Below are 13,330 nucleotides of genomic sequence, written 5' to 3' on the forward strand. Positions count from 1 at the left end.
TTACATTCCGAACCCGGAAGCTAAGCCTCACAGCGCCGATGGTACTGCAGGGGGGACCCTGTGGGAGAGTAGGACACCGCCGAACAATTCTTGAGAAAACCCCCGCACTTCGGTGCGGGGGTTTTCTGCGTTGTATGGCCTTTCTGCCCCCGAAAAGGGGCGGCGGCGGACGCGGACGGAAGCCTCAGAGCCGGCCCGCCGCTTTCAAAGCCAGATACGCGTCCGCAAGAGCCGGCGCCAACTCCTCCGGAGTCGCGTCCACCACCGTCACCCCGTGACGGCGGAGCTGTTCCGCGGTGCGCCGGCGCTCGTTCTGCGCCTGCGCCGCTGCCGCCGCCTCGTACACGGCCTCCGGAGTCCCGCGGGCCTGTGCCATACGGGCGACATACGGATCCGCCACCGAGGCCACCAGAACCGTGTGCCGTTGCGTGAGCTGCGGAAGCACGGGAAGCAGCCCCTGCTCCACCGGTGCCGCGTCCAACGTCGTCAGCAGCACGATCAGAGACCGACGGGGCGCGGCGCGCAACGCGGTGGCGGCGAGGCCACGGGCATGCGTCTCCACCAGTTCCGGCTCCAGCCCGGCCATCGCGTTCACCAGAGAAGGCAGCACGTCCCCCGCCGACCGGCCCTGCACCAGGGCACGCACCCGACGGTCGTACGCCAGCAGCGCCACCCGGTCACCGGCGCGTGAGGCGAGCGCGGCGAGCAGCAGAGCGGCGTCCATCGAGGCATCCAGCCGCGGGACGTCGCCCACCCGGCCGGCCGAGGTGCGGCCCGTGTCCAGGATCAGCAGGATGTGCCGGTCCCGCTCGGGCCGCCAGGTGCGGACGGCGACCGCGGACTGCCTGGCCGTGGCCCGCCAGTCGATCGAGCGGGTGTCGTCTCCGGGGACGTACTCGCGCAGACTGTCGAACTCCGTCCCCTCGCCCCGGGTCAGCGCGCTGGTGCGCCCGTCCAGTTCCCTCAGTCGGGCGAGTTTCGAGGGAAGGTGCTTGCGGCTCGTGAACGGGGGCATGACGCGTACCGTCCAGGGCACGGTGTGGGCGCCTTGGCGGGTGAACAGGCCGAGGGGGCCGTAGGAGCGGATGGTCACGCGGTCGGCCTGGCGGTCGCCACGGCGGGTGGGGCCCAGCCGGGTCGTCACGCGCCGGCGCTCGCCCGGGGGCACGGTCAGCCGGTGCCGGGACGCCTCCGCCTCGGTGCCCGGCTGCCAGCTACTCGGCGGCCAGGCGTCGCGGAGCCGGGCGCGCAGCGGGCGGTTGCCGGGGTTGGTGACCGTGAGCGTGACGTCCGCGGTCTCGCCGAGACGGACGGTGGTGTCACCGGAGCGGGTCAGCCGCAGCCGGCGTACCGGTGCGGCCAGGGCCCAGTCGCAGGCGCAGGCCAGGGCCAGGGAGCCGTTCACCGCGAGGATGCCCGGCCAGCCCGGTTCCAGGATGCCGACGGGGAGGGAGCCGAGGGCCGCGAGGAGGGCGGCGCGGCCGGTGAGTGCCATCAGCGGGGAACCGGGACGTGGGCGAGGATGGCGGTGACGACCGAGTCGGCGGTCACACCCTCCATCTCCGCCTCGGGTCGCAGCCGGACACGGTGCCGCAGCGTCGGCAGGGCCAGGGCCTTCACATCGTCGGGGATGACGTAGTCGCGGCCCGTCAGCCAGGCCCAGGCGCGCGAGGTCGCGAGGAGGGCGGTGGCGCCGCGCGGGGAGACGCCGAGCGAGAGGGACGGCGATTCGCGGGTGGCGCGGCAGAGGTCCACGACGTAGGCGGTGATCTCGGGTGACACGGCCGTCTTGGCGACCGCGGCGCGCGCCGCCGCCAGATCGGCGGGTCCGGCGACCGGCCGTACGCCGGCGGCGCTGAGGTCGCGTGGGTCGAATCCCGAGGCGTGCCGGGTCAGGACGTCGATCTCGTCCTGGCGGGAGGGCAAGGGGATGGTGAGTTTGAGCAGGAAGCGGTCGAGCTGGGCTTCGGGGAGCGGGTAGGTGCCCTCGTACTCGACCGGGTTCTGGGTCGCGGCGACGAGGAACGGCTCGGGAAGCGGCCGCGGGGTGCCGTCGACCGTGACCTGGCGTTCCTCCATGGCCTCCAGGAGCGAGGACTGGGTCTTGGGCGGGGTGCGGTTGATCTCGTCCGCGAGGAGCAGGTTGGTGAAGACCGGGCCGGGCTGGAACGAGAACTCGGCGGTGCGGGTGTCGTAGACGAGGGAGCCGGTGATGTCGCTCGGCATCAGGTCCGGGGTGAACTGGACGCGCTTGGTGTCGAGTTCCAGTGCGGACGCGAGGGCGCGGACGAGCAACGTTTTGGCGACCCCGGGGACTCCTTCAAGGAGAACGTGTCCACGGCACAGGAGGGCGACGACGAGGCCGGTCACGGCGGGGTCCTGGCCGACCACGGCTTTGGCGATCTCGGTGCGCAGGGCTTCCAGGGAGGCGCGGGCGGTGTCCGCGTCCCCGCCCCGCGCGGCGTTGTCAGCGGTCGGGTCCGTCATGAACGGCGTACCTCTCTTTCGAGGGCGTCGAGTTGGTCGGTGAGGGCGATGAGGGCCGCGTCGTCGCCGGGCGGCGGCCCGAAGAGAAGGGAGTGCAGGGGCTGTCCGTCGCGGGAGAGGCGGGCGGACACCGCGGGCAGCAGGGCCTCGGGTGTGTGCGCCCGGGCGAGGGGGACGCCGACGAGAGGGGCGAGGCGCAGGCGGGTGGCGGAGCGGAGAGCGGCCGAGGCGCGGTCGCGGGCGTCGGCCTTGCGGTAGAGGCGGGCGCGGCCCTCGGTGGTCTCGGAGGCGCGGATCGCGACGGGGAGTCTCTCGGGCACGAGCGGGCCGAAGCGGCGTGCCCGCCAGAAGGCGGCGAGAGCCGCCGCGACGAAGAGTTGCAGGGTGGCCCACAGCCAGCCCGAGGGGAGCAGGTCGAAGAGGCTCTTCCGGTCGCCGGCTGTGGTGGCGGAGGAGTCGGCGAGCGAGGGGAGGTACCAGACCAGATGAGGGCGGGAGCCGAGGAGTTGGAGGGCGAGCGAGGCGTTGCCCTGCTCGTCGAGACGGTCGTTGTAGAGGATGTCGGGCGCGCCGAGCACGACCGTGTCGCCGCCCCCGGAGGCCGCGGGAACGCGCAGCAGGGTGGCGAGGCGCTCGCTGGGGTAGCAGGACTCGGCGTCGAGGTGGGTGGTGGTGTAGCGGACGCCGCCGGTGTCGGCGGTGCCCGCGCGCCGGGCCTCGGGCAGGGCGCAGTCCGGGGCGAGCGGGGAGTCGTCGCTGGTGGCGGGGTCCGCGGTGACCCCGGGAGCGAGGCGTTCGACGGACCAGATGCCGGCCGCGACCAGGACGGTGCGCCCGCCGGAGGCCGCGGTCGCCGTGTGCAGTTCGCTCTGCTGGCGGTGGGTCAGCAGGTCGGGCACGGCGACCAGCAGGGTGGTGTCCGGGCCGGCGGCCGAGCGGGCCGCGTCGAGGCGGGTGACCACGCGCGTGGACACGCCCCGCTGGGCGAGGAGTTCGGCGACGGCGCGGCTGCCGTAGGGGTCGGCGGAGCGTGGGTCCAGTTCGCCGTGGCGGGCGGTGGAGCGTACGGCGGCCATGGCGACGGCCGCGGCCAGGACCAGGACGACGGCGAGGACGATGCCGCGGGACCGGGTCCAGAGCTGACGGCCGGTGGGCGCGGTGGAGGTGCTCTCCGGCGGGGCCTCGGTGGTCACTCGGCCGCTCCCCGGCGGGTGCCGCCGGCCGGGCCGGCGGCACCGTCGACGAGGGCCGGTCTGGTGTGTTGCAGGTCGCGGTCGAGTTCCGCCAGACGGTGGTACGACGCCTCACCGGCGCCGCGTCCGCCGTATGTGACGTCGTCGAACTCACGGGCGGCGGCCCGCAGTCGGTCCGCGTGCGCGGGCAGCACCCGGCCTGCCTCGGCGGCTGCTTCGTCGGCGGTGCGGCCGGGGCGTGCGTCGAGCAGGGCGCGTTCCTCCAGGGCCCGGACGATGGCGCGCATGCGTTCCTGGACGGCCTGGTTCCAGTGGCCCTGGGCCGCGTGTGCCTCGCCGGCCGCACGGTGTTCGGCGGCGCTGCGGACCCGCTCGTCGAACAGGACCGCGGCGGAGACCGGCCGGTGGCGGGGTGTGCCGAGGCGCCACCAGAGGGCGGCCAGGACGGCGAGGACGAAGAGGATCACGACGAGCAGGCCGGCCGCGCCGCCCGGGGTGGCCGAGGCGGCGGTGTCGAACAGCCGGCCGAGCCAGTCCCAGAACGCGTTCAGGGCGCGCTGGAGCAGGCTGGGGTCGTTCTCGTGGTACATCCGCTTGGCCAGCTCGCGCCGGGCCGCGTCCCGGGCGGGGTCCCGCGGGACGGTCACCGGCGGCTCGTCCCCCGAGCCGCCGGCCGCCGGCAGCGCCCGGTGCGCCGTACGCCACAGCCGTGCGGCCGCGCCGGTGGTGCCCGACGGGATCGCCGCCGGGAGGACTCCCCCCGTGACGCTCACCGCATCAGCTCCCGGGGACGGGGCCGGGGGCCCCGGTGGCGTGGTCCCGGACACCGGCGGCGCGGGCCAGTTCGAGGTCGAGGGCTTCGCGGCGGATGCGCTGGTCGATGTAGAGGAGCACGGTGACGCCGGCGCTGATCGGAAGGGTGAGCGTGGTGCCGATCAGGGAGCCGACGCCCCGGATGATCAGGAACACCCAGCCGACGTGTCCGCCGTCGGTGTTGAGGACGTCGGCCATGCCGTCGCCGCTCGCGGCGGCACCGATGACGGCGAACGGGATGGTCACGATCGCCGAGACGATGTTGGCGATCAGTCCGGCGAGCAACTGGATGCCGAAGATGCGCCACCAGGAGCCCCGCACCAGTTTGGCGGAGCGGCCCATGGAGGTCCGGATGCCCTGCCGTTCCAGCATCAGCGCGGGCGCGGCCAGGTAGTAGCGGACGCCCAGCCACACCGCGACCAGGACGGCGGCCAGGATGCCGAGGACCAGCAGCGCGGACCCGCCGGCGTCGCTGCCGCCGCCGGCCAGGACCAGGATGCCGGGCAGCGCCCCGACGGCGATCACCCCGGCGATGATCAGTCCGAGCAGGATGAGCAGACCGCACAGCCTGGGCAGTTGCGGACGGGCCTCGCGCCAGGCCTCGCCGGTGCTGACCGGCCGGCCCAGCACGGCGCGGCTGGTGATGGTCGTGAGCAGGGCGGTGGCGATGATCATGGCGGCCGCGGAGACCACCGTGACGAGACCGGTGCCGATCATGGTGTCGCGCAGGCTGCGGAACACCTCGCCGGGCGTGGCGGTCCGGCTGTCCAGTGCGGGGCCGGCGAGGGCGTCGTTGAGGACGAGGCCTTGCAGGACGACCAGGCTGGTCTCGGTGAGCAGGGCGACCGCGAGCGAGATGCCGAGGACCGAGCGCCAGTAGGTGCGCATGGTGGAGACGGCGCCGTCGAGGATCTCGCCGACGCCGAGCGGACGCAGCGGGATGACACCGGGCTTGGCGGCGGGTGGCGGTCCGCCCCAGCCGCCGCCCCAGGCCGGGGGAGCGCCGTAGCCGGCGGGCGGGCCCGCGTAGCCGCCGCCGGGTCCCGGGCCGCCGGGGTGGTGAGCGCCCGGGTGCGGGCCGCCCCAGCCGGGGCCGGGCGGCGGGGGCGGCGGGGCCTGGTGCGGGCTCGGGGCACCGCTGGGTGCCGACCACTGGCCGGGTGGCGGCTGCTCCTTGGACCATTTCCCGCCCGGTCCCTGCGGTTCCGCACCCGGCTGCGGCGCGGGCTCGGCGGCGCCGGGGCGGCCGGCGGGCTCGGCGGGGCCGGACGCGCCGGGTTCCCGCCCCTCGGGCGACGGGGCGGATCCGGGCGAGGCCCAGCCCGGAGTGTCTGTCATCGAAGCTCCTTCTCGGTGCCCGTCCGCGGTCGCCGCGGCGGGTTGGCAGCCATCGTGCCATGGGCCGGTCGGCGCGGGACCGGCCACGGTGAGGGCCGGACTCCTTCAATTGTCCGCCGGATCCGGGGAAGACTGTCGGCATGGCTGATCAGCAGGCGCGTACCGGTGAGGACAAGCGGCCGGCCGAGATACCGGCGATCCGATGGGAGGAGCCACCGGAAGGGCCCGTGCTGGTCCTTCTCGACCAGACGAGGCTCCCGGCCGAAGAGGTGGAGCTGGTGTGCACGGACGCGCCGGCGCTGGTGGAGGCGATCCGTTCGCTCGCCGTGCGCGGGGCGCCGCTGCTCGGGATCGCGGGCGCGTACGGCGTCGCGCTCGCCGCCGCACGCGGCTTCGACGTGTCCGAGGCGGCGCGCGCGCTGGAAGGAGCCAGGCCCACCGCGGTGAACCTGTCCGTCGGGGTGCACCGGGCGGAGTCCGCGTACCGGACGGCGCTGGCCGGGACCGGCGATCCCACCGCCGCCGCCGTGGCGGCGCTGGCCGCGGCGCGGGCGCTGCACCGGGAGGACGCCGAGGCCAGCACCCGGATGGCGGCGCACGGTCTGGCGCTGCTGGAGGAGCTGCTGCCCGCCGGCGGGCACCGGATCCTGACGCACTGCAACACCGGGGCGCTGGTGTCGGGCGGGGAGGGCACGGCCTTCGCGGTGGCGCTCGCCGCGCACCGGACGGGCCGGTTGCGGCGGCTGTGGGTGGACGAGACCCGTCCGCTGCTCCAGGGCGCGCGTCTGACGGCGTACGAGGCGGCCCGCAGGGGCCTGTCGTACACCCTGCTCACCGACAACGCGGCGGGCTCGCTGTTCGCGGCGGGCGAGGTGGACGCGGTGCTGGTCGGGGCGGACCGGATCGCGGCCGACGGATCGGTGGCGAACAAGGTCGGAAGCTATCCGCTGGCCGTGCTCGCCCGGTACCACCATGTGCCGTTCATCGTGGTCGCGCCGGTGACGACGATCGACCCGGACACTCCCGACGGGGCGTCCATCGAGGTCGAGCAGCGTGCCGGCTTCGAGGTCACCGAGGTCATGGCGCCGCAGGTGCCGGTGACGGGAGCGGGCGGCGGGGTCCCGGTGGCGCCGCTGGGGACGCAGGCGTACAACCCGGCGTTCGACGTGACGCCGCCCGAACTGGTGACGGCGATCGTCACCGAGGAGGGAGCCGTGTCCCCCGTCACCGCCGAGGCCCTCGCCGGCCTCTGCGCCCGGTCACGCCAGACGACCACCGGCTGACCACGTTGCCATGAGAAAGGGGGGCGGTGCGCGGGGCGTACGCCGCGCACGGCCTGACGCGTCCGCGTGCGAGACCTGGACGCCAGGCGCCGGGTCTGCCCGGCACCGCCCTTCACTCGCTCCCTGTCGTACGGAACGGCTGCCCGGGGAGCCGGGGTGGTGCCCGCCTGGCCGGTCGGGAGGAGCCGGTGTTCCGGCGCCCAGACCTGACATCCACCGCTGACATCGATGCCGACGGGCAGGGGCAGACAGTGACGGTCCCCTACGACTATCGTCACGGGCCAGTGACCTCGCTCACCAGCGCCTCTGTCACTGTTACGAGAATGGGATGATGTCGTTTATGAAGGGACGAGTCCTTGTCGTCGACGACGACACCGCACTGGCCGAGATGCTCGGCATCGTGTTGCGTGGTGAAGGTTTTGAGCCGTCTTTCGTAGCCGACGGCGACAAGGCGCTGGCCGCTTTCCGTGAGAGCAAGCCCGATCTGGTGCTGCTCGACCTGATGCTGCCCGGACGGGACGGCATCGAGGTGTGCCGGCTGATCCGGGCGGAGTCCGGGGTGCCGATCGTGATGCTCACGGCCAAGAGCGACACCGTCGACGTCGTCGTGGGCCTGGAGTCGGGCGCCGACGACTACATCGTGAAGCCGTTCAAGCCCAAGGAGCTGGTCGCCCGGATCCGGGCGCGGCTGCGCAGGTCCGAGGAGCCGGCGCCGGAGCAGCTCACCATAGGTGACCTGGTCATCGACGTCGCCGGGCACTCGGTGAAGCGGGACGGGCAGTCGATCGCGCTGACGCCGCTGGAGTTCGACCTGCTGGTCGCGCTCGCGCGCAAGCCGTGGCAGGTGTTCACCCGTGAGGTGCTGCTGGAGCAGGTGTGGGGCTACCGGCACGCGGCCGACACCCGGCTCGTCAACGTGCACGTCCAGCGGCTGCGCTCCAAGGTCGAGAAGGACCCGGAGCGGCCGGAGATCGTGGTGACCGTCCGTGGTGTCGGTTACAAGGCCGGGCCGAGCTGACATGTCCGGGGACAGCGCCGCTTCGGCTCCCGGCGGACCCGGGACCCGTCCGGGGCGGCCTGTCGGCCGGACGGCGACGGGTGCGCGGGTCAGGAGCCTGATCGAGGGCGGACTGCAGCGGGGCGGTGTCCAGGGCAGTCCGGTCCTGCGGCTGCTGCTGCGCTGGGTGCGCCGCCCGCTGCTGCCCGTGATGCGGCTGTGGCGGCGCAACATCCAGCTCCGGGTCGTCGCGACGACCCTGGTGATGTCGCTGGGTGTCGTCCTGCTGCTCGGTTTCGTCGTGATCGGGCAGGTGCGCAACGGCCTGCTCGACGCGAAGGTGAAGGCGTCGCAGAGCCAGGCCACCGGCGGGTTCGCGGTGGCCAGGCAGAAGGCGGCCGAGGCGGTGAGCGCCGCGGACGCCGCCGGTGGCACCGGTGACGGCACGGCGACCGCGGACGGACGGCAGTCGCAGAACGTCATCCAGTGGATGAGCGATCTCGTGGAGTCGCTGTCCAGCGGCGGCGCGGGCGCCTTCGACGTGGTCACGCTGCCCGTCGGCGACGACAGCGGCGGCGGTCGCAGCCCGCGCGGTTCCGGGAACGTCAACCCGACCTCCAGCGTCCCCGCCGGGCTGCGCGAGCGGGTCAACAGCGGTACGACGGCCGTGCAGAGCAACACGCGGATCGTGTACTTCGGCGGCAAGGAGTCGCAGCCGGGGCTGGCCATCGGCAAGCAGGTCAGCGACCCCAACGGCCGCCCGTACGAGCTGTACTACCTCTTCCCGCTCACGCAGGAGGAGAAGTCCCTGAGCCTGGTCAAGGGCACCCTGGCCACGGCGGGACTGTTCGTCGTCGTGCTGCTCGGCGCCATCGCCTGGCTGGTGGTGCGGCAGGTCGTCACGCCGGTGCGGATGGCGGCCGGGATCGCGGAGCGGCTGTCCGCCGGGCGGCTGCAGGAACGGATGAAGGTCACCGGCGAGGACGACATCGCGCGCCTGGGCGAGGCCTTCAACAAGATGGCGCAGAACCTCCAGGTCAAGATCCAGCAGCTGGAGGACCTGTCGCGGATGCAGCGGCGGTTCGTCTCCGACGTCTCGCACGAGCTGCGCACCCCGCTGACCACGGTCCGGATGGCCGCCGACGTCATCCACGAGGCACGCGAGGACTTCGACCCGGTGACCGCGCGGTCGGCCGAGCTGCTCGCCGACCAGTTGGACCGGTTCGAGTCGCTGCTCGCGGACCTGCTGGAGATCAGCCGTTTCGACGCCGGTGCCGCGGCCCTGGAGGCCGAGCCGATAGATCTCCGGGAGGTTGTGCGGCGGGTGGTGAGCGGCGCCGAGCCGCTCGCCGAGCGCAAGGGCACGCGCATCCGGGTGGCCGGCGACCAGCAGCCGGTCGTCGCCGAGGCGGACGCCCGGCGCGTGGAGCGCGTCCTGCGCAACCTCGTCGTCAACGCGGTCGAGCACGGCGAGGGCAGGGACGTCGTGGTCAAGCTGGCCGCCGCGGGCGGGGCGGTGGCGGTCGCCGTACGGGACTACGGCGTGGGCCTGAAGCCCGGCGAGGCGACCCGGGTGTTCAGCCGCTTCTGGCGGGCCGATCCGGCCCGCGCGCGCACCACGGGCGGTACCGGCCTCGGCCTGTCGATCGCCCTGGAGGACGCACGGCTGCACGGCGGCTGGCTGCAGGCCTGGGGCGAGCCGGGCGGCGGCTCCCAGTTCCGGCTGACGCTGCCGAGGACCGCGGACGAGCCGCTGCGGGGCTCGCCGATACCGCTGGAGCCCAAGGACTCGCGCCGCAACCGCGGCCTGGACGACGCCGGTGCGCCGCGCCGGGACGAGGAGAAGCGGGCCACCGTTCCGGTGCAGCAGGGCGGCCCGCAGGCGCCCGCGCTGCCGCCCCGGACGTCGGCCGCGCCGCGGCTGGCCACCGGCACCCCGGGCACCGACCCGACCGCGCTGCCCGGCAACGGCAACGGTGCGCGCGTGGTGCCCCGGCCCACCGGAGGCGCCCGGCGTCCCGGGGACGGGCCGGCCGCACGCCCGGCGCCCGGCCCCGGCGCGGGCCGGCCGGACGCGGCCACGCCGCAGGACTCGACCGAGCCAGGGGAGGCTTTTCGTGGCCGCTGACCGCGAGGGGGGCGCACGGCGGCGGCCGGGGCGCGCGGTGGCGTACGCCGCCTTGGGCACCGTCCTGCTGGCCGGGTGCGCCTCGATGCCCGACAGCGGGGACCTGCGGGATGTGGAGTCCACGCCGCGGCAGGACACCGGGGTGCGGGTGTTCGCCATGCCGCCGGCCGACGGCGCCGGCCCGGGCGAGATCATGCAGGGCTTCCTGGAGGCGCTGACCAGTGACGACCCGGAGTACGACACGGCGCGCAAGTACCTGACGAACGACGCGGCGCGCACCTGGCGGCCGGAACGCTCGACCACGGTCCTGGCGAACGGGCCGAGCATCGAGACCGACTGCAGTCCGGGCGGCCGGGAGGAGACCAACAGCGTCACCTGTGTGCTGACCGGCAGCCGGGTCGCCACGGTCGACACGCAGCAGGCGTACCAGCCCGCCCAGGGCTCCTACCGCAAGAAGCTGCACCTGACGAAGAACCACGGGAACGGGCAGTGGCGCATCGACGGGCTGCCCGACGGCGTCGTCATGGGCAAGTCGGACTTCCAGCGGAACTACACGTCTGTCGACAAGTACTACTACGCCTCCAACACGGCGGTCGGGGAGAGCGGACAGCCGGTGGCGGTCGCCGACCCGGTGTTCGTGCGCAGCAAGGTGGACCCGACGACCCAGCTGGTCCGGTCGCTGCTGAACGGGCCCACCACCTGGCTCGGACCGGTGGTCAGGTCCAGCTTCCCGACCGGTACGGCGCTGCGCGGAAACGCGTCCGGGCTGACACCGGACGACGAGAACAAGCTGACCGTGCCGCTGAACCTCAAGCCGTCCCACGTCGCGGCGGGCAAGTGCACCGAGATGGCGGCACAGGTGCTGTTCACCGTGCGGAACCTGGCGCCGACCCTGAAGTCGGTGGAGCTGCGCGGGACCGGCGACCACCGGCTGTGCGAGCTGTCCGCGGAGCGCGCCGAGAGCACCGCCTGGCACGGGTCGTCCAAGCGCCCCGAGTACGTCTACTTCATCGACGGCAGGCACCGGGTGGTCCGGATGCCGACCGTGAGCACCGGCACGGGCTCCGTTCCGGTGCCGGGCCCGCTCGGCGAGGGCGACAACCCGCTGCAGTCGGTGGCGGTGTCGCGGGACGAGCACACCGCGGCCGGGGTCGGTGACGCGGGCGGATCGCTGTACGTGGCCTCGCTGGCGTCGGGCGGTTCGCTCGGCGAGCCGCTGGTGACCAGCGACGGGGCGAGCCCGGACGAACGGTTGACCACCCCGAGCTGGGACGCCCGCGGCGATCTGTGGGTGGCCGACCGGAATCCGCGCGACTCGCGGCTGTTCGTGCGGGAACAGGGCGGCGACAAGGCGGAGCGGGTCGCCGTCCCGGACCTGCACGGGCAGATCCAGGACGCGCGGGTGGCCGCCGACGGCGCACGGATCGCGCTGGTCGTGGCGAAGGACGGCAAGCAGTCCCTGTTCATCGGCCGCATCCAGCGCGACGAGGCAACCGGGCAGGGTGTCTCGGTGGACGGGCTGCGGCCGGCGACACCGGACCTGGAGCAGGTCAGCGCCATCTCCTGGGCCGGGGACAGCAGGCTGCTGGTGGTGGGCCAGGAGCAGGGCGGCGTGCAGCAGATGCGGTACGTGCAGGCCGACGGGTCCACGCTCGACGGCCCGGCACCGGGCGCGCTGACCAGCGTCAAGGCGATCGCCGCGGCCGAGGACGAGCGGGTGCCGCTGGTGGCCTGCTCCGAGGACGGGATCGTACGGCTGCCGGCCGGGGCGCAGTGGCAGAAGGTCGACAAGGACGGAACGGCCCCGGTCTACCCCGGCTGACCCCACGTCCTGCTCGCTGGCCCGCGTTGTCCACAGGCGGTTGTCCACAGGGGTGGCGGGCCGGCCGCCGGGTGGGCACAGTGGTGGTCATGCGGGGGTGGTGGCAGGACCTCACCGACCTGGTGCTGCCGGCCGACTGCGCGGGCTGCGGCGCACCGCGTACGGCCCTGTGCCCGCGGTGCCGGGCCATGCTGGACGGGTGTGTGCCGCGGCGCGCGCGGCCGGTGCCGGAGCCGGCCGGGCTGCCGGTGGTGCACGCGGTGGCGCCGTACGCGACGGAGGTGCGCTCGCTCCTGCTCGCACACAAGGAGCGGGGCGCCCTGGCCCTGGCGGGACCACTGGGCGCGGTGCTGGCCCGGGCGGTGCGGGCGAGCCTCGGTGAGGCCGGCGAAGCCGGCGAGGCCGACGGGGGCGCGGCCGAAGGTGGCGGGGGCCGGTGCGGCGAGGGCCGCGCAGGCGCGGGCCCCGGCGCGGCTCGCGGTGCGGGGCGTGACGGCCCGCACCTCGGAAACGGCGGCGGTGACTCAGACGACCTGGGACAGCGGGGTGACTCGGGTGGTCCCGGGGCGGCGGGGCGGGCCTGGCGGCGGCCCGTGCTGCTGGTGCCCGTGCCCTCCGCCCGGTGGGCCGTGCGGGCGCGGGGGCACGATCCGGTGCGGCGGATGGCGCTCGCGGCGGCCCGGGAGCTGCGGCGCGCCGGGACGCCGGCCCGGGTGGCGGCCGTGCTGCGCCAGCGGCGGGCCGTCGCCGACCAGACCGGACTGGACGCGCGGCGGCGCCTGGCCAACCTCGCCGGCGCACTGGAGGTCACCCCGGGCGCCGGCCGGCTGCTCGGCGAGGGCGGCCTCGTGCTCGTCGACGACCTCATGACGACGGGCGCCAGTCTCGCGGAGGCGGCGCGGGCCCTGCGGGAGGGCCGGCGGACCGCGATGTCCCGGGGCGATGACGAAACGGCTGTGTATCGGGCCATAACCCGGGAAGGTAGGGAGGAACGACAGATCGGTGTACGGCCGGAGAGGAGAGAGTCGGTGCACGGTGCATCAAGAAAGACGCTGCCGAACGCCCCCGGGTGGATGCCGCGGGCCGTCGTGATCGCCGCCCCCGCCGATTCTCTGGAAATAACCAGGAACTGACCATCGACGTGCATCGTTGCAGGTAGTGAGAGCCTCAATTCACCTGAACGGAGGTGCGGGGCGGTAGAGGGTGACGACATCCGTCCGGGCGAGATATGTTCGGTTGTGAGGAAAGGCGCAGGCCACACCTCGCATA

General features: G+C 74.2%; 10 protein-coding genes and 1 rRNA gene. 6 read left to right on the plus strand and 5 right to left on the minus strand.

The annotated features are described in order from the left end of the window. Window positions 1–85: ribosomal RNA gene (gene rrf / locus ACZ4SV_RS26680) — 5S ribosomal RNA — on the plus strand; the annotation flags it as partial. A gap of 99 nt (window positions 86–184) precedes the next feature. Here rrf and ACZ4SV_RS26685 read toward each other — a convergent pair. The 5 genes from ACZ4SV_RS26685 to ACZ4SV_RS26705 form a co-directional block, all read right to left on the minus strand. After that, entirely contained in the window at window positions 185–1,495 is a 1,311-nt protein-coding gene (locus ACZ4SV_RS26685; protein WP_468007044.1) for a DUF58 domain-containing protein, read from the minus strand. After that, window positions 1,495–2,487 carry an AAA family ATPase gene (locus tag ACZ4SV_RS26690; protein WP_468007046.1) on the minus strand — a complete coding sequence of 331 codons (993 nt, stop codon included), beginning with the start codon at window positions 2,485–2,487 and terminating at the stop codon, window positions 1,495–1,497. Before ACZ4SV_RS26690 ends, ACZ4SV_RS26685 begins: the two co-directional genes overlap by 1 nt. Further along, complete coding sequence (locus tag ACZ4SV_RS26695; protein WP_468007047.1) at window positions 2,484–3,680, minus strand: DUF4350 domain-containing protein; 1,197 nt, start codon at window positions 3,678–3,680, stop codon at window positions 2,484–2,486. The genes ACZ4SV_RS26690 and ACZ4SV_RS26695 overlap by 4 nt, the downstream gene beginning before the upstream one ends. Continuing rightward, window positions 3,677–4,387, minus strand: coding sequence for a DUF4129 domain-containing protein (locus tag ACZ4SV_RS26700; RefSeq protein ID WP_468007345.1), 711 nt, complete (start codon window positions 4,385–4,387; stop codon window positions 3,677–3,679). The genes ACZ4SV_RS26695 and ACZ4SV_RS26700 overlap by 4 nt, the downstream gene beginning before the upstream one ends. Window positions 4,388–4,457: 70 nt before the next feature. Further along, window positions 4,458–5,831: a glycerophosphoryl diester phosphodiesterase membrane domain-containing protein gene (locus ACZ4SV_RS26705; RefSeq protein ID WP_468007049.1), complete on the minus strand. Its 1,374-nt coding sequence runs from the start codon at window positions 5,829–5,831 to the stop codon at window positions 4,458–4,460. Window positions 5,832–5,971: 140 nt separating this feature from the next. Between ACZ4SV_RS26705 and mtnA the strand changes: the two genes are divergently transcribed. The 5 genes from mtnA (at window position 5,972) to ACZ4SV_RS26730 (ending at window position 13,194) form a co-directional block, all read left to right on the plus strand. Further along, window positions 5,972–7,114, plus strand: coding sequence for an S-methyl-5-thioribose-1-phosphate isomerase (gene mtnA, locus ACZ4SV_RS26710; RefSeq protein WP_468007051.1), 1,143 nt, complete (start codon window positions 5,972–5,974; stop codon window positions 7,112–7,114). A gap of 328 nt (window positions 7,115–7,442) precedes the next feature. Next, window positions 7,443–8,132, plus strand: coding sequence for a two-component system response regulator MtrA (mtrA, locus tag ACZ4SV_RS26715; RefSeq protein ID WP_187279108.1), 690 nt, complete (start codon window positions 7,443–7,445; stop codon window positions 8,130–8,132). 1 nt (window position 8,133) lies between these two features. Beyond that, window positions 8,134–10,239 carry an MtrAB system histidine kinase MtrB gene (gene mtrB, locus ACZ4SV_RS26720; RefSeq protein WP_468007053.1) on the plus strand — a complete coding sequence of 702 codons (2,106 nt, stop codon included), beginning with the start codon at window positions 8,134–8,136 and terminating at the stop codon, window positions 10,237–10,239. Then, entirely contained in the window at window positions 10,229–12,061 is a 1,833-nt protein-coding gene (locus tag ACZ4SV_RS26725; RefSeq protein ID WP_468007055.1) for an LpqB family beta-propeller domain-containing protein, read from the plus strand. The genes mtrB and ACZ4SV_RS26725 overlap by 11 nt, the downstream gene beginning before the upstream one ends. A gap of 89 nt (window positions 12,062–12,150) precedes the next feature. Continuing rightward, window positions 12,151–13,194, plus strand: a complete 1,044-nt coding sequence (locus ACZ4SV_RS26730) for a ComF family protein (RefSeq protein ID WP_468007057.1) — start codon at window positions 12,151–12,153, stop codon at window positions 13,192–13,194. Window positions 13,195–13,330 lie beyond the last annotated feature (136 nt).

This window comes from Streptomyces sp. NPDC027672, from assembly GCF_055566335.1.